The organism is Syntrophorhabdaceae bacterium, from assembly GCA_028698615.1.
Classification (GTDB): domain Bacteria; phylum Desulfobacterota; class Syntrophorhabdia; order Syntrophorhabdales; family Syntrophorhabdaceae; genus Delta-02.
Genome location: JAQVWF010000005.1, coordinates 97,216 through 112,958, shown reverse-complemented (window position 1 = coordinate 112,958; position 15,743 = coordinate 97,216). Strand labels below are relative to the sequence as shown.

Here is a 15,743-nt window from a genome sequence, read left to right as displayed (position 1 = left end):
ATGATGACAAACTGATCGGGCATATTCTTTACACAAAAGTTAGAATCACCCAAACCGAATCCCCAGTATCTGCTCAAATACTAGCTCCGTTAGCAATACTCCCAGACGTTCAAAAACGCGGAATCGGGCAGAAGCTAATTAACGAGGGGCTAAAACGATTGAAGGCATCAGGAACAGAGTTAGTATTTGTTCTCGGACACCCTACATATTATCCACGTTGCGGATTCGCTCCGGCAGGAAGACAGGGGTTTGAAGCGCCCTATCCCATACCTGAAGAGCATTCAGCGGCATGGATGGTTCAAGCATTAAATGGTGATGCCTTAAGGAATATCAACGGAAAGGTAGAATGCTCAAGAGCTCTTAACGAACCGCAACATTGGAGAGAATAAGACTTGCTAACAAAGGGCTAAAGACCCGCAACAGCGGCAGTTGAACAACCAGGGGGCCTTCGTTAATAACGAAATAACTTTCTCAAGCAAGGTGCCTGTCTTCTTGCATTACGCTGAAATATAAGACGGAGGGAGTCTGACGGGCTGAGTTGTTTACTTATTGAACGTCACCTGTCCGGCCTTGGAGAGGAGGATAGTGTCAAGAATCTTTCGCACTGGAAAGTGCATTTGTCAAGAATAAAGATTTGACCCCGTGCCCCCCAGTCTCCTCCCTCACCACCAACTACGGGAATAGGGAGGAAACGTTCATTGGAGAGCAAGTAACCCTCTCGGGCAAGTTTCAATCACCTGCTCGCAACGATGCCCTGGCTTTGCCCAATACACTCAAACATGACGTGAAGTTCGTATGGATTGGGTTTCTTGCTGTTTTTTCAGGCTATGTTTCCTGCGTGTCCTCCGGCTCGCGCCATGCCTCATCCCCGAACAGCCGCGCTCCGAATCACACCCGTTTCATCGTTCCCTTGACCCGGTGTATCACAAGTGTTACACTGATAAGCGAAAGGAGATCTCATGCCGACCAAGAATGCGAGAGTGAATGTGGTATTGGAGAAACCGCTTTACGCGGCGGTGGATGAGATAGCGAAGCGACAGGGGTTGTCCAGGTCCATGGTGGTGAGAGACCTGGTCAGGGAAGCGATCGAGCTTCGCGAGGATCTGGCCCTTGCCGCATTCGCCGAACGACGGGAAAAGAGTTTCGATGCGAAAAAAGCCATCGCCCACGAGGACGTATGGGGCTGATGTGGAATACGTACTCAAGTACCATCCATCCGTCAAAACGGAAGATATCCCTAAGCTTGACAAACGCATTGCCGCAAGGATAAGAGAGGCCATAGAAACACGACTCCTCACGGCACCTCAGGAATACGGCGAGCCCCTCAGAAGAACTCTGAAAGGATACTGGAAACTCCGCGTCGGCGACTACCGGGTGGTGTTTCGAGTGCAGGACACAAACGTCCTGATCCTCGGGATCATTCACAGGAAAGAGGTCTACCAGATCATCGAGAAGAAAAGAATTCCGGGTTAGAAGAGACTGATGACCCAAGCGCAGACACGAAAGCTCACGAGCAAACGGAAGGCCCCCTGCAGGGCGTACGAATGTAAGGGTAAGGTTCTGGTCTTGTCTGAAACCTGAAACTTGAAACCGTCTTTTGCTCGAACCGCCCCATCGGGGCGTAAGGTTTGGCGGAGGGAGTAGGATTCGAACCCACGGGGCGCTTGCACGCCCAACGGTTTTCAAGACCGCCGCTTTCGGCCGCTCAGCCATCCCTCCGGGATTGATTATTCTAAATATTTTTGAATCAAATGTAAACCGTTACCACCGGATAAGGCTGCTTCCCCATGTGAGTCCGCCGCCGAAGGCGGTGAGGAGGACGAGGGAATCCTTCTTTATTGTGCCGTCGCGCACTGCTTCGTCGAGCGCGATGGGCACCGTCGCCGAGGAGATGTTGCCGTATTTCTCTATAGTCATGTAGACCTTTTCCTTGGGGACACCGAGCTTCTTTGCCATGCCCTGGAGTATCCTCAGGTTCGCCTGGTGGGGAATGATAATGTCTGCGTCATGGACGGTGTAGCCGCTGAATGCCGCCGCTTCCTCGCTCGCCTCGGCGAATCGCGTGACGGCCACCTTGAAGGACTTGTTCGCCTCGATCATCTTGAGGAAATGAAGACCTTTGTCGACGCTTTCATGGGAGATGGGCGTCGTCTTCGATCCCCCGCCGGGCATGAGGAGCGTGTCGCCGGCGGCTCCGTCCGTATGGATGTGGGTCGAGAGGATCTGCGCCCCCGTTTCTGATTCCGTCACCACCACCGCGCCTGCGCCGTCACCCCAGAGGATACAGCTCTCCCGCTCCTTCCAGTTGACCACCCTGCTCATTATCTCGCCCGCAACCACGAGAACCTTCTTGTTCGCCCCGGACTTTATTAACTTGTCCGCCACGTGAAGGGCAAAGAGAAAACCGGAGCAGGCCGCCGTCACGTCGAAAGAAACGGCATTGGTGCAGCCCAGCTTGGCCTCGAGCCAGTTCGATCCCGCAGGACAATGGGTGTCCGGCGTGATCGTGGCGAGAATGATAAGATCAATGTCGGACGCCTTGACACCGGCGACCTCCATTGCCCTCTCACAGGCCACCTTGCAAAGGTCGGACGTCGCCTGGTCCTTATCGGCTATTCTTCGGGATTTGATCCCTGTCCGCGTATAGATCCATTCGTCTGTCGTCTCGAGAAATTTTTCAATATCGAAATTCGTCATGATGTGCTCGGGAACGTACGAACCCGTCCCGATGATGGCAGTTCTCTTCATGGAAAGCTCCGTTTTTCTTGGTTTTGCTGCTAAATAGAAACAAAAATATCAAGGCATTGTCAAGGGAAAACCCGGAAACGATGGATCGTGTGCCCGGATATCTCTAAGGGGCTTAATTTCCTTGACATGAACTATCTATGTCTATAAAATATGGGTCATATTTCAATGAAAACTGACCATATCGACACTCGGGGATTCATCACCGTCCTGATCCTTGCCCTTCTGTGGGGAATCAATTACTCGGCGATCAAGATCTCCAACACGGGGTTCTCGCCCGTTTTTACATCTTTCCTTCGCTCCGTGATAGCTTCGGCTCTGGGGATCGCCTACTGCCTCGCCATCAAACAGCACCTCTATCATCGCGGAACACTCCTCGTGCACGGGATTGTCGTGGGGATTCTCTTCGGACTTGAGTTCGCCTGCCTTTACCTTGGTTTGCTGTTCACGGGCTCGGCAAGGGCCGTCATCCTCATCTACCTTTCGCCTTTCGTGGTTGCCGCCGGAGCTCATCTGTTCCTGGGGGAGCGGTTAAGCCCCCTCAAGTGGACGGGCCTTCTCCTCGCCTTCGCGGGGCTGGTCAGCGTCTTCTACGGCAAGCCGTCGGGCTATAACAAGCTGATGTTCGCAGGCGACATGCTGGAGATCCTCGCGGCCTTCTTCTGGGGTGCCACGACTCTCTACATAAAGAAATATCTCGCGGAAAAGATGCATCCCATAAATACGTTCCTGTATCAGCTTGTCTTCTCCATTCCCGTTCTCTTCCTGTGCGCGTATTTCATCGAACCCGAGTGGGTCAATAACCCCGGGGCAATGGCGATCTCGTCGCTCATTTTCCAGGCAGTTGTCATTGCCTTTGCTTCATACCTGTTCTGGTTCAAGCTCATCCACGATTATCCCGTAGCGAAGCTCTCGGTGTTCACCTTTCTCACACCGATCTTCGGCGTGGCTTTCGGAGTCCTTTTTCACGGCGAGGAGTTCACCATGGGGCTCGCAGCTGGTCTTTTCATGGTATGCGCCGGCATATACGTGACAAACTATAAGAAATGAAAAAACACAGGCTAATAACAGCGGCAGGATTCGTCATCAGCATCGTACTTCTCTATTTCTCCCTTCGGGGAATAGAATACCGCCAGCTTGCCGAGTCCATCGCCAGGGCCGACCTCACATACGCCTTGCTTCCTGTCTGCTTTATCTTCGTCTGCCTGACGCTGTGCTCCTTCAGGTGGTCCTTGATAATGGGCAGCAAGGTCAGGCTCCGCGATGCCTTTATCGCACTTGTCATCGGGCTCTTCATCAATAACGTCATGCCCGCCCGAATCGGCGAGGTGGCGCGGGGCTATGCCATCTCGAAGCGAAGGGGCATCCCTTTTACCTACGCCGTATCGACAGTGTTCATCGACAGGGTCTTCGACCTTCTGGGCCTTCTCTCCATCACATTTCTTTTCTTCCCAGGTCAGGCCCTTCCCGTCTCGGTATCCAAGGCACTCTATGCTCTCGTGGCCATCTTCGTGGTCTGCGTGATCGTGCTCTTCGCCGTGAGCCGCGAAGGAACCGCCTTGAAGATGGCCCGGTTCCTCGAAGGGTTCAAACGTCCCTTTCTCGCAAGGCTCGCGACGAGGGTGCTCGAGATCCAGGAAAACCTTCGCCGCATAAGCAGGCCGGGGCACATTGCGCTTTTCATCGTGCTTTCCATAGCCAACTGGCTGTCCATGAGCACCGCCCTTTACTTCTCCCTGAAGACCCTTGGAGTCTCCCTGCCCTTTGCCTATGTTCCCTTTGTTTGTGCTCTTCTCAACTTCGGCCTTGCCGTCCCCTCTTCCCCGGGCTACATCGGCGTCTACCAATTCCTTCTTGTCTACCTCCTCGCCATCTTCGGGGTTCCCAGAGCCCAATCCTTCGCGGTGTCCCTCTTCTTCCACGCCTCATGGTACATCCCCTACAACATCATGGGATTCATCTTCATCATCAAGGAACATCTGCACATAAAGGACATACAGAGGATGGAGGAGTAGAAAACGGTTTACGGTTCCTTTACGCGGGAACGCAAAAGAATTATGGGTATTGCGGTATCGCTGAGAGTCCGGCCTTCTCGTCGAGGTCCAGGGCCACGTTCATGTTCTGGAGAGCCTGGCCGGAGGCCCCTTTGACGAGGTTGTCGATGGTCGAGATGACTACGATACGGCCGTCATCGAGAACCTTGAGGCCGATATCGCAATGGTTGGAAAAACGGACATAGCGGGTGTCGGGATAGACGTTCTCATCCATCACCCGAATAAAGAAGTCGTCCTTGTAGGTTTCACGAAAGACATCGAGAACGTCGGCGGTCCTCGCGGCCTTCGCCAGCCTGCTGTATACCGTCGTCAGAATACCGCGGGACATGGGCACAAGATGGGGTATAAAGGAGATCCTCTGAGGCGAGTATTTGTTGACTTCCTTCTGTATCTCCGGTTCATGACGATGGACACCCACGCTGTAGGCACGGAAGCCCTCGGAGACCTCGCAGAAGAGGCTGCCTACCTTCCCCTCACGGCCGGCGCCGCTGACACCCGATTTTGAATCGATAAAGATATCGCCCTCAAGCATCCCATTCTTGAGGAGGGGGTAAAGAGCCAGGATGGCCGATGTGGGATAGCAACCCGGGTTACCCACGAGCTTCGCGCCCTTGATCTTCTGCCTGTACAGCTCGGGCAGGCCGAAGACGGCGCTGGGGACCAGGTCCTTCGCGGTGTGGGGCACGTAAGCGCTTTCATATATCGCCAGATCTTCGAAACGGAAGTCCGCGCTGAGGTCGATGATGACCGCCTTCCCGTCGAAAAGCTCCCGGGCCTTCTCCATGGAGGTCCCATGCGGTAAGCACAGGAAATAGACATCGCAGGAGCCGCGATAATCACCATCAGTGGGCTGCAGCACCTCTTCGAAACGGCCCCGGAAAAGGGGGAAGACCTCAGAGATCTTGCGGCCCCGATAGGTGTTGGACGTGATGAGCTTTATCTTCGCATCGGGGTGAGTAAGGAGCAAGGACATCAGGACGGAGCCTGTATAGCCCGTTGCTCCTACGATTCCGACAGTAGGCATGGATTTATCTCTTGGAGAACTGGAAGCTGGCGCGGGCGCCTTTCTTTCCGTATTTCTTCCGTTCCTTGGATCTCGGGTCCCTCGTGATGAGACCCTGTTTCTTCAAGGCTACCCTGAGTCCGGCATTCACCTCGAGAAGGGCCTTGGCAATGCCGTGACCGAGCGCCCATGCCTGGGCGGGTATTCCGCCGCCGTATATGTTCGCGACGACATCGAATTTCCCGACGTTTCCCGTCAATACAAGGGGCTTGCTGACCATGAGCCGGAGTTCCTCTACGGGAAAATAGTTCTCAAACGGCCTGCCGTTAATAAGAAACTCCCCGGAACCCGGTTTTATCCAGACCCGCGCGACGGCGGTCTTTCTCTTTCCAGTTGCGTAGTACCTCTTTTCAGGCACCTTGTACCTCCTTAAACGATATCTCCCTGGGCATCTGGGCCTTATGTGGATGTTCGCTGCCCCTGTACACCTTCAGTTTCTTAAGAATCTTCCTGCCGAGTGTATTCTTGGGGAGCATGCCTTTCACGGCCAGGTATATGACCTCTTCCGGCTTTTTCTCAAGCATGGTCTTGGCGTTTGTCACGCGCAACCCGCCCGGATAGTTGCTGTGCCTCTGATAGGTCTTCTGCAGGAGCTTGGCGCCGGTAAGCTTTATCTTCTCAGCATTGACGATAATGACAAAGTCGCCCGTGTCGGCGTGCGGCGTAAAGACCGGCTTGTTCTTGCCCCTGAGGATCGTTGCAACCCTGGCGGCCAGCCTTCCTAATACGGCGCCGTCGGCATTCATTACGTACCAGTCGTTCGAAACTTCACCTTCTTTTGGAAAATATGTCTTCATAACCATTTTCACCCTTAAAAAAATTTGTCTAAGTTAATATATTTGCTGCTCTAAGTCAAGCAAAACTTTAAGATTTACGCTTGCTGGAAGGGGTTTCAGGGCCCTTTGGCCGTATGAAAAAGAACAAGACCCTCCCGCTGTCCTTCCGGGTCATCCGGCGATTCGCTTAATATCCTGACGAGCCTGCCCCGGCCGCATTCCTTTTCAATGCTCTCCACGAAGATCTCTTCGGTGATAAGATACCTGCCGGAGTCCGCGGTGAAGGAACAGGTCTCGGCGACATTCTTCAAGGTCTTCACGGGCTCTGTCCTGTCGAGATAGAAAATGAGGGACGAATTCGCCACCCCGTACATGGCAGTCCTGTCGCGTGCTTCTCCGCGTGTCTTCTCTGATACCTTAAGGGCGAAGGGCTTCAGGACCCTGTCCCTCTCCCCTATTAAAGTCCCCGCGGTAAACCCCCATAGGAGGAGTGTGAAAAAGAGCAGGAACACGAGGACCGATCCCGGCAGGAACATTCTCTTAAACAGAAATATCAGCGCCGCCACCCCGGCCGCGGCGATCAGGGGCCCGGCAACTATCTCGGAAACATGTCGGTATTCCTCGAATCCAAAGTAACCGAAAACCAGGGCCAATCCCGCAATGACCGGAAAGAACGCCGTGACGACAAGGCCCGCCTTCATCGCGACCGAGGTGCCCTCCCCATCGTTACTCAGAAATCCGGCAAGGGACCTTCCCATGATCAGCGCAAATGCGGGAACCAGAGGCAATATATAGTAGCTCCTCCTCGAACCGGAAAGGGTAAAGAAGAGAAAGACGGCGACTGTCACAGTCGCAAGCCAGCGTCTTTCCGGACCCCCCTCCCATTTCTTCATGTGGACGAGCGCCCCGACGGCAAGAAACGTCCAGGGGATGAGGAATACCGGCGTGTGTTTGAAATAGACATAAAAGGGTTCGACGTGGTCGAAAGGCTCCAGGAATCTCACCACATTCTCACGCCACATCAGCGTCACCGCCTCCCACGACCCCGTCATGATAACCGGTAAAAAAAGGAGCAGGGCAAAGAGGGCGAGTCCGCAGGCTGCCGCGAGAACACCTTTTGGAGAGAGTATCCAACCAAAGTGGGCGCTCACCTTCCTTCCCATCTCCTTGAACCCGTGCCGACGCGATTCATCGAATATCTCCACACAGCTCACCGCGAAGACCGTTGTTACGGCAACGGCAGGCGCCAGCGGTCCTTTACAGAAGGAAGATACCGCGCCCACAAGGTAAAAGAACATGTACCTGGTAAAGGGGCGCTTACGATCTTTTCCTTGCACGAGCCACAGCATGGACCATATGGCCAGAACGTTGAGCACCTCCGCCGATGCCGTTCTCGACCAGAAACCGAACATGGCCGTGGTCAAAAGGATAAGGCCGGCGAAGAACCCCGCCGCGAGACCGAAAAGACCCCTGCCGATGGCGAAGACAAGGGCTACCGTCCCTATTCCAGCCAGGACACCGGGGAGACGGGCAGAAGTCTCGGTAACACCCCAAATGAGGGAGAAAGGAACAATGGCCCAATAGCTCAGGAGCGGTTTGTCAAAGTACACAATGCCGTTGATGGTGGGGAGGAAGTAGTTGCCCGTCTGCATCATCTCCCGGGCAATGACGGCCCATCGTCCTTCGGAACCCCACAGCGAGCGCACCGAAAGGCCGGAGAACAAGAGAACGGCAGCCGCCGCAACAAGGACGGTGAGCGCAATGTAATCAGGAAGGGACCATTTCTGACCGGCCGTGCTGTTCACATCGGTTCTCATTGGGTTATTCTGCTTTGAGGACGGACTCTTCCTTCTTGCACTGGACCAGAAGGCTGGCAACGAACAGAATTATGGTGAGGACCAACAGCGCAAAACCGTGAGAGTTATCCTTGATGAAACCAGGATCAAAGGGCCAGAGCTTTTCAAAACTGGCCCCCTTCAGGGTATGAATGAATATGATAAAACCTCCCGTTGCCCAGAACCGCATGAACCGGGATATCTCGTTGCGTGTGATCCTCTGCGTCGAGAATCCCTTCCCCACTTCCCTCATGCTCCGGATAGAGTACGCATCGGGGAATATCTGGGGAACGTCGACACTGTAGCGCAGGTAATCGCTGTTGTGGAGCTGGGCCAGCGTGGCCTCCTCCTTCCTGATGGTCGGGCCGTAGGACCAGTAGAACAGGAACGGGTAGATGAGAAGGAGGTAGACGTTGCCGCTAACGAGGCAGAAGCTCGAATCTATGAGATAGTTGGCCATGTAATAGGGATGCCGGACCACGCCGTACGTCCCCTCCCGGCACAACACCACATTGCGTATAAGGACACCCTTCGTCATATAGTGAAAGAAACAGCCGAAGATCAAAAGGGCCCCCGCTACTGCAAGCCTCACCCAATCCAGGTTGTAGAGCACGGCGGAAATGAAACAGACTACAATGATAATATCGCGCAGGTTGCTGCGGTTGATAAGGGGCCGCCTGCCCCCTGGATGTCTCTTCTCTCCCAGGTTCGCTTCAAGCGGCGATCTGTTTTCGGCAGGCTCGTTCTTTGCCACAACTGTTTGTCCCGTATTGCTTTTTCTTCATTCGGATGGTATCTTTTACTGTCGTTACGTATATCACGAGCACTGAAATATTACAAGAAATAATAACTTAGGCGGATTCCGATGAAAAAATTCAAGATCCTCGTCACAGACCATCTTGCCGAAGAGGGGCTGAAGATCCTCGCGGCAGACAAGGAAGTCGACATCGAAGTCAAGGCTGGCATAAAGCTCGATGAATTGAAAACAATCATCGGCAACTACGATGCCATTATTACCCGGAGCGGCACGACGGTCAGGGAGGATCTCATTGAGAATCCGGGCCGGCTCAAGATAATCGGGCGCGCCGGTGTCGGCGTGGACAACATCGATATCGAGGCGGCCAGCAAGAAAGGCCTCATCGTGCTCAATGCCCCCACGGGGAACACCCTGGCCGCGACAGAGCTTACCATGGGCGTCATGCTCGGCGCCGCGCGAAAGATACCGCTCGCCAACGAGTCCCTTAAGCAGGGCAAGTGGGACCGAAAGAAGTTCATGGGGATCGAACTCAACAACAAGACCCTGGGTATTATCGGTCTCGGCCGCATCGGGAGCAACGTTGCCATCCGCGCGAAGAGTTTCGGCATGAAGGTCATCGCCTACGACCCCTACATAAAGAAGAGCAAGGCCGAGAGCCTCGGGGTCAATCTTTACGACGAGCTCGACGACCTTCTCGGGGTTTCCGACGTCATCACCTTTCATACGCCCCTCACGGGAACGACGAAGAACATGATCACCGCCGAAAAGCTTGCCATCATGAAGGACAACGTCATTCTTGTCAACTGTGCCCGGGGTGGGATCGTTAACGAGAACGACCTTTATGATTCTCTCGTTTCGGGAAAGATCTTTGCCGCCGGCGTCGACGTCTGGGTAGAAGAACCACCCAAAAACAACAAGCTCCTCACCCTTGAGAACGTTTTTGCCACGCCGCACATCGGCGCCAATACGGCGGAAGGCCAGAAGGCCGTTTCGGCCATCGTCGCCGAACAGGTCCTCAATGCCCTCCATGGCCGCCCCTATCAGCATGGCGTCAACATACCTTTCATGAAATCCCTCCTCCCGGACCACCTTCAGCTTTATTTCAACCTGTCTGAGAAAATGGGCAAGCTTGCGGCCCAGATCAGCAAGGGCAGGCCCGAGAGGATATCGGTGGTCATGGTGGGAAAGAATTTTGAGGAAGATCTGTGCGAACGCAAATTCGACGTTCCCTTCAGTTACCAGCCCTTCACCATCGCGGGAATCAACGGCTTTCTCGATATCTCGCTCCAGGGCTCGGTAACTTACATCAACGCCCCCTACCTGGCCAAGGACCGCAACATCATCGTTGAGGAATCAAAAACGGAACAGTTCGACAAGTTCAACGACCTCATCATCTTCAACCTCAAGACTGATGTCGAGGAGATCAGCATAGCAGGAACGGTCTTCCCCGACAAGCTCGGAAGGATCGTCCTTCTTGATCGCTTTCACCTCGACGTCATCCCCGAAGGAACATTCCTTGCTTTCAAGATCCTCGATCGCCCCGGTGTCATCGGCAAGGTCGGCACCATCCTCGGCAACCACGGCATCAACATAGCAAGCTTCACCGTTTCCCGCATGGTGCAGGGCGAAGAAGTGGCCTTCGTTTCCGTGGACAGCCCCATAGGCAAGGCGGTGTTCAAGGAGATCAAGGCCATAGACGGCATGATAGAGGCAAGGGAGATCCGTCTGTGAGAGGCAGGTCACAGGTCATAGGTCGCTGCTGTCCAGGATAATACATATTCTCCCATGCCTGGTCAGTAGTAACAAGGGTTCGAGATAGCCACAGCCCTTGCTCCAGAACAAGGTTGGTCCCTTGCGTCATCATAACTGAACTGCATGCTGTCCTGCATTCCGGAACGCCGCCGCCACACGGCCCTGAAGCACCGTCCTGCGCCCACAAACATGTTTCAAACCTCAAAATTTTCTGATATGCTTTACCTATGTCGAAAGAAAAGTCAGGATCCAAAAAAAACCTGAAAAAACGCAAGGGTATAATACTGGAGATCAAGGACGGGAATAAGGACAAGGAGAAAAAAACAAAGAACTTCACCTTCCTCTATTTTATCATCGCCATCATCGGCATCTTCGTCATCAACAGCTATCTTTCCTTCCGTTCCGAGATAAAGACCGTACCCTACAGCGAGTTCAAGGGCCTCGTCACGCAGATGAAGGTCGGTGACCTCACCATCGACGCCGAAAAGATCCAGGGAACCATGACCCAGCAGGATGGCAAGAAGGTTAAGTTCGTGACGAGCAGGGTCGAGGACCCCGACCTCGTCAAGGACCTCCAGAAGAGCAACGTTCAGTTCTCCGGTTCTTTCGAGAACAAGATCCTCAGGATCATTATCGAATGGATACTTCCTTTCGCCATCATGATCCTTATATGGAATCTCCTCATGCGAAAGATGGGCGGCGCGCCGTCGGGTGTTCTTAACTTCGGGAAAAGCCGGGGCAAGATCTACGGAGAGGACGAGATAAAGATAACCTTCGATGATGTCGCCGGTGTCGACGAGGCGAAGGAGGAGCTCCAGGAGATAATCGAGTATCTTCGTTTCCCGCAGAAGTTTCTCGATCTCGGCGGAAAGATCCCCAAGGGGATACTGCTGGTCGGCCCGCCGGGTACCGGCAAAACGCTTCTCGCAAAGGCCGTCGCCGGAGAGGCAAAGGTGCCCTTTTTCAGTATGAGCGGTTCCGACTTCGTCGAGATGTTTGTCGGCGTCGGGGCATCCCGGGTCCGGGACCTCTTTTCCCAGGCCCAGCAGAAAGCCCCCTGCATCATCTTCATAGACGAACTCGATGCCCTGGGCAAAGCACGGGGCATGAATCCCCTTTCATCTCACGATGAACGCGAACAAACCCTCAACCAGCTTCTTGCCGAAATGGATGGTTTTGACACCAAGACAGGGGTCCTCATCGTGGGCGCGACGAACAGGCCCGAGATCCTGGACCCGGCGCTGCTGAGGCCGGGAAGGTTCGACAGGCATGTCCTTGTCGACAGGCCCGATATCAAGGGGCGCGAAGAGATCCTCAAGGTCCACATCAGAGAGGTCAAACTTGCGCCCAATATTGACCTCTCCGTCATCGCCGCCAGAACCCCCGGCTTCGTCGGTGCCGATCTGGCAAACCTTATCAATGAAGCAGCCCTTCTTGCCGCGCGGAAAGGAAAAACCTCCGTGACAATGGATGAGTTCGAGGAGGCCATCGACCGCGTGGTGGCCGGTCTTGAGAAGAGGAAAAGGGTGATGAGTAAGAAGGAGAAAGAGATCGTCGCCTATCACGAAACGGGACACGCGCTCATGGCCGAGTCCCTGGAAACCGCTGACCCCGTGCACAAGATATCCATAATCCCCCGGGGCATCTCTGCCCTGGGATATACGATGCAGCTTCCCACGGAAGACAGGTATCTCATGACGAAAAGCGAGCTCATCGACCGCATGTGCGTCCTTCTCGGGGGAAGAGTAGCCGAAGAGATCATCTTCGATGAGATCTCCACCGGCGCCCAGAATGACCTGGGCCGCGCAACTGATATCGCGCGGTCCATGGTAAAGCAGTACGGCATGAGCGAAAAACTCGGTCACATGACCTTCGAACAGGAACGCAAGCCTCTCTTTCTCGATATCAGCCCCGGTTCCGGCGCCAAAGACTACAGCGAGGAAACGGCCAGGGAAATAGACAACGAGGTGCGGGCCATCATCGAGCATTCCTACACAAAGGTAAAGGGCATCCTTACGGAAAAACGTGGGTCTCTGGAAGTGGTCGCCAAAACACTCCTCGAAAAGGAATCCATCGACGGTGAGGAACTGAGACGAATGCTGAAGGAATACGTGGAGGGGGACCATGGTAACTAATCTGGACAAGAAACAGATCGACCTTATCAAGGAATCCCTGTGCGTCTACGAAAAGGCCCGGGAGTGCAAGTCTTTGCTCCGCCAGGAACAGCTTTTCTTTGCCAACATCGAGGATTTCGTCGATGACAGGGGCAGAAGCTGCCTTTTCAGGCTCAAGGAGATGTGCCACGATCTCTTTCGCAATTCCACAGAAGCGAGCTATAAAGAAAAGCTCTTCGACATCACCGTCGGTTACACCTTTCACGGGGCGATGAAACTCCGCGAGAACCTCTATCTCCTGGAATACTACCAGCCCCAGTGTGAAATCGCCCTTCAGGACCTGAACGAGCAGGAAAAAAAGATCGTCAATGAGATAGGAGCGCTGGTGAAAAAGGCAAAGGCCCGCCTGAAGGAGGAGTTGAAAGAGGTTACCGTGCTTGCCGATGAACTTGTCAGGCAGCTCAAGGATCTTATCCTTCTATACAAGGCCAACTATCTGCTCCCCCGCTTCCTCTACGAATACGAGAAGACGCTTGTAAAGATATACGGACGAAAGGGCTTCGACGAGATCCTCCTCACGGCATACGCGGACGGTAAGACCCTTCTCATTTTCAAAACGGCCGCCAGCTACCTGGATAGTGAATATTTCGACAGGGCCAGGAAACTCTTCAAGCGCATCACCAGAATGGACGCCTCCAACACAACCGCGCTCTTCCTTTACCTTTTTTCGTCGGCCAACCATTTCTATTTCAAGAACATGTTCACGAGGGCCCTCGCCCTCGCCATGAAGGCACAGGACATGGAGGTCGATAGCGGCACCAGGGAAAGGCATCGCCAGTCGCTGACAGACCTCATCGCCGATCTCTCGAGGGAGATGAAGAAGAAACGAGACTAGCGGAGGCAATTATGCCCATCTATGAATATACCTGCCGCGAATGCGGGAATGAATTCGAAGTGATAGTATTCAGGGACGACGTCCCTGAATGCCCCGCGTGCGGGGCCAGGGACCCGCAAAAGAATATGTCTTCCTTCGGCTTTTCGGCGGGATCGAAGTTCAGATCGTCGGGTGGTTCGGGTGGTTCCTGCGCCGGATGCTCCTCGCCTGATTGCTCGGGCTGTTCGTGACGGCGGACAACCTGCGGAAGACCCCTGTCCTGTCAGGCACGGCACGGCACGGAATGGATCTCTCCCGCAAAATATCACGACTCATTACGAATGAAGGTATGATCGCCGAGAATGACCGTGTCCTTGTCGGTTTCTCCGGGGGCATCGATTCGGCGACACTCCTTTTTGTGCTCATGGAGATCCGGGAGAGGGTTCCCTTCGACCTTGCCGTCGCCCATGTGAACCATCTCCTGAGACAGGAAGAGTCGGAAAGGGACGAAGCCTTCACGAGGGAAACAGCGGAGCGCTGCAAGCTTCCCTGTTTCGTGCAAAGGGCGGACGTGAAGGGCTATGCCCGGTCGATGGGACTCTCTGTCCAGCACGCAGGCAGGGATATCCGGTACCGTTTCTTCAATGAAACGGCCGACCGCGAGGGATACACGAAGGTTGCCGTCGCCCACAATCTCGACGACCAGATCGAAACCTTTCTTCTGAGACTCGTCAAGGGGACGGGTATCCGCGGATTGTCTTCGATACCTCCCGCGCGCGAGAGGATAGTACGGCCATTCATCAACACCTACAGGTCAGAGATAGAATCCTATGCCGCGGCCCGCTCCATCCCCTTTGTCAGCGATTCCTCCAACGACAAGACGGTCTATGAACGCAACTACGTTCGCCACAAGATAATTCCTCTCCTCAACGAATTGAACCCGGCATTCAAGGATAAGGTCGTTTCCCTCCTCGGGGACCTCACAAAGATAAACGGCTTCTTCGACGAAAAGAAGCGCACCTTCGCTGCGAAGAATATGCGTGAAAGCGGCGGCGACACTCTCGTACCCGTCGGGCCGCTTATGAAACTCGATGAAGAGACCCGTTTCAGGGTCATCAGCGAAATCATCGGGAACCTGGCGCCTTTCGTCCCTCTCAGGGAACATATCGGGCTCATCGAAAAGGTGTTGTCCTCTCAAAGACCAAATCTGCGCCTCGATCTGCCTTCTTCTCTCAGGATAACCAGGGCCTATGACACGCTCATATTCACCACGAAGAAAGCTCCGGCGGCGGTCAAGGAGACCTTTCTCCTTGTGGAAGGGAAGAACTGCATCGCTCCCCTCGAGATGAATGTCACCGTCACCGTCTTGAAGGAACCTCCTCCTTCCTATCCAGTGAACGCTTTCACGGCATACTTCGACCTCGGCAAGCTCGGCTCCCTCGACAGCCTTGTTATCCGCACATTCCGTCCCGGCGACAGGTTCCGCCCCCTCGGTATGGACCAGCTGGTGAAGATAAAGGATTTCTTCATATCCAGGAAGATACCGCTGGAGTCACGCAGGCAGACTCCACTCCTGCTCTGCGGCGATGCAATTATCTGGGTCGTGGGCCACCGGATCGACGACCGGTTCAAAATAGAAAGCAACACCGGCAGAGTCCTGAAGGTGACCACCCGAAAATCCTGTCAACCCTCTTCAATTTCTGATTGACAGGTCCTTCCCTCATGGTGTAAAAAAGTATCCGCTATGCCTTTCGGGCACGTGAGGAGTGATGG

16 protein-coding genes and 1 tRNA gene are annotated in these 15,743 nt (G+C 54.2%); 10 read left to right on the top strand and 7 right to left on the bottom strand.

What is annotated here, in order from left to right; all coding sequences use genetic code 11:
• The 3 genes from PHC90_03680 to PHC90_03670 all read left to right on the top strand — a co-directional run.
• On the top strand, positions 1-389 hold a 389-nt coding region (locus tag PHC90_03680; GenBank protein ID MDD3845441.1), incomplete at its 5' end, for an N-acetyltransferase.
• 570 nt (positions 390-959) lie between these two features.
• Positions 960-1,187, top strand: a complete 228-nt coding sequence (locus tag PHC90_03675) for a ribbon-helix-helix domain-containing protein (protein ID MDD3845440.1) — start codon at positions 960-962, stop codon at positions 1,185-1,187.
• A gap of 1 nt (position 1,188) precedes the next feature.
• Positions 1,189-1,473 carry a type II toxin-antitoxin system RelE/ParE family toxin gene (locus PHC90_03670; protein MDD3845439.1) on the top strand — a complete coding sequence of 95 codons (285 nt, stop codon included), beginning with the start codon at positions 1,189-1,191 and terminating at the stop codon, positions 1,471-1,473.
• A 156-nt stretch (positions 1,474-1,629) separates the two neighbouring features.
• Here PHC90_03670 and PHC90_03665 read toward each other — a convergent pair.
• Positions 1,630-1,719 (bottom strand) — tRNA-Ser (locus PHC90_03665).
• A 42-nt stretch (positions 1,720-1,761) separates the two neighbouring features.
• Positions 1,762-2,748: a ketoacyl-ACP synthase III gene (locus PHC90_03660; protein MDD3845438.1), complete on the bottom strand. Its 987-nt coding sequence runs from the start codon at positions 2,746-2,748 to the stop codon at positions 1,762-1,764.
• Positions 2,749-2,913: 165 nt separating this feature from the next.
• Here PHC90_03660 and PHC90_03655 point away from each other — a divergent pair, with 165 nt between their 5' ends.
• Together PHC90_03655 and PHC90_03650 are read left to right on the top strand one after the other, a co-directional pair.
• On the top strand, positions 2,914-3,795 hold the full coding sequence (locus PHC90_03655) for a DMT family transporter (protein ID MDD3845437.1): 882 nt from the start codon (positions 2,914-2,916) through the stop codon (positions 3,793-3,795).
• Positions 3,792-4,760: a lysylphosphatidylglycerol synthase transmembrane domain-containing protein gene (locus PHC90_03650; GenBank protein MDD3845436.1), complete on the top strand. Its 969-nt coding sequence runs from the start codon at positions 3,792-3,794 to the stop codon at positions 4,758-4,760. Before PHC90_03655 ends, PHC90_03650 begins: the two co-directional genes overlap by 4 nt.
• A gap of 40 nt (positions 4,761-4,800) precedes the next feature.
• Here PHC90_03650 and argC read toward each other — a convergent pair whose 3' ends face one another.
• The 5 genes from argC to PHC90_03625 form a co-directional block, all read right to left on the bottom strand.
• A complete protein-coding gene (gene argC, locus PHC90_03645; GenBank protein MDD3845435.1) occupies positions 4,801-5,823 on the bottom strand; it encodes an N-acetyl-gamma-glutamyl-phosphate reductase in 1,023 nt (340 codons plus the stop codon).
• Between the two features lie 4 nt (positions 5,824-5,827).
• Positions 5,828-6,220 carry a 30S ribosomal protein S9 gene (gene rpsI, locus PHC90_03640; protein MDD3845434.1) on the bottom strand — a complete coding sequence of 131 codons (393 nt, stop codon included), beginning with the start codon at positions 6,218-6,220 and terminating at the stop codon, positions 5,828-5,830.
• Positions 6,213-6,659, bottom strand: a complete 447-nt coding sequence (gene rplM, locus PHC90_03635) for a 50S ribosomal protein L13 (protein MDD3845433.1) — start codon at positions 6,657-6,659, stop codon at positions 6,213-6,215. Before rplM ends, rpsI begins: the two co-directional genes overlap by 8 nt.
• Before the next feature lie 95 nt (positions 6,660-6,754).
• Positions 6,755-8,455: a glycosyltransferase family 39 protein gene (locus tag PHC90_03630; protein ID MDD3845432.1), complete on the bottom strand. Its 1,701-nt coding sequence runs from the start codon at positions 8,453-8,455 to the stop codon at positions 6,755-6,757.
• A 4-nt stretch (positions 8,456-8,459) separates the two neighbouring features.
• A complete protein-coding gene (locus PHC90_03625) occupies positions 8,460-9,227 on the bottom strand; it encodes a hypothetical protein (GenBank protein MDD3845431.1) in 768 nt (255 codons plus the stop codon).
• Positions 9,228-9,338: 111 nt separating this feature from the next.
• Between PHC90_03625 and serA the strand changes: the two genes are divergently transcribed.
• The 5 genes from serA to tilS all read left to right on the top strand — a co-directional run bounded on the left by serA (position 9,339) and on the right by tilS (position 15,678).
• A complete protein-coding gene (gene serA / locus PHC90_03620; GenBank protein ID MDD3845430.1) occupies positions 9,339-10,961 on the top strand; it encodes a phosphoglycerate dehydrogenase in 1,623 nt (540 codons plus the stop codon).
• A 248-nt stretch (positions 10,962-11,209) separates the two neighbouring features.
• Positions 11,210-13,117 (top strand): ATP-dependent zinc metalloprotease FtsH, encoded by a 1,908-nt coding sequence (ftsH, locus tag PHC90_03615; protein ID MDD3845429.1) that lies wholly within the window; start codon positions 11,210-11,212, stop codon positions 13,115-13,117.
• Positions 13,107-13,991 carry a hypothetical protein gene (locus PHC90_03610; GenBank protein MDD3845428.1) on the top strand — a complete coding sequence of 295 codons (885 nt, stop codon included), beginning with the start codon at positions 13,107-13,109 and terminating at the stop codon, positions 13,989-13,991. Before ftsH ends, PHC90_03610 begins: the two co-directional genes overlap by 11 nt.
• A gap of 11 nt (positions 13,992-14,002) precedes the next feature.
• Positions 14,003-14,221 (top strand): zinc ribbon domain-containing protein, encoded by a 219-nt coding sequence (locus PHC90_03605; protein MDD3845427.1) that lies wholly within the window; start codon positions 14,003-14,005, stop codon positions 14,219-14,221.
• On the top strand, positions 14,203-15,678 hold the full coding sequence (tilS, locus tag PHC90_03600; protein MDD3845426.1) for a tRNA lysidine(34) synthetase TilS: 1,476 nt from the start codon (positions 14,203-14,205) through the stop codon (positions 15,676-15,678). Before PHC90_03605 ends, tilS begins: the two co-directional genes overlap by 19 nt.
• The last annotated feature ends 65 nt before the right edge of the window (positions 15,679-15,743 follow it).

Coding starts and splice junctions, on each gene's coding strand:
- PHC90_03675 (MDD3845440.1), top strand. CDS start 960: ATGCCGACCAAGAATGCGAGAGTGAATGTGGTATTGGAGAAACCGCTT.
- PHC90_03660 (MDD3845438.1), bottom strand. CDS start 2,748: ATGAAGAGAACTGCCATCATCGGGACGGGTTCGTACGTTCCCGAGCAC.
- PHC90_03655 (MDD3845437.1), top strand. CDS start 2,914: ATGAAAACTGACCATATCGACACTCGGGGATTCATCACCGTCCTGATC.
- PHC90_03650 (MDD3845436.1), top strand. CDS start 3,792: ATGAAAAAACACAGGCTAATAACAGCGGCAGGATTCGTCATCAGCATC.
- argC (MDD3845435.1), bottom strand. CDS start 5,823: ATGCCTACTGTCGGAATCGTAGGAGCAACGGGCTATACAGGCTCCGTC.
- rplM (MDD3845433.1), bottom strand. CDS start 6,659: ATGAAGACATATTTTCCAAAAGAAGGTGAAGTTTCGAACGACTGGTAC.
- PHC90_03630 (MDD3845432.1), bottom strand. CDS start 8,455: ATGAGAACCGATGTGAACAGCACGGCCGGTCAGAAATGGTCCCTTCCT.
- serA (MDD3845430.1), top strand. CDS start 9,339: ATGAAAAAATTCAAGATCCTCGTCACAGACCATCTTGCCGAAGAGGGG.
- ftsH (MDD3845429.1), top strand. CDS start 11,210: ATGTCGAAAGAAAAGTCAGGATCCAAAAAAAACCTGAAAAAACGCAAG.
- PHC90_03610 (MDD3845428.1), top strand. CDS start 13,107: ATGGTAACTAATCTGGACAAGAAACAGATCGACCTTATCAAGGAATCC.
- PHC90_03605 (MDD3845427.1), top strand. CDS start 14,003: ATGCCCATCTATGAATATACCTGCCGCGAATGCGGGAATGAATTCGAA.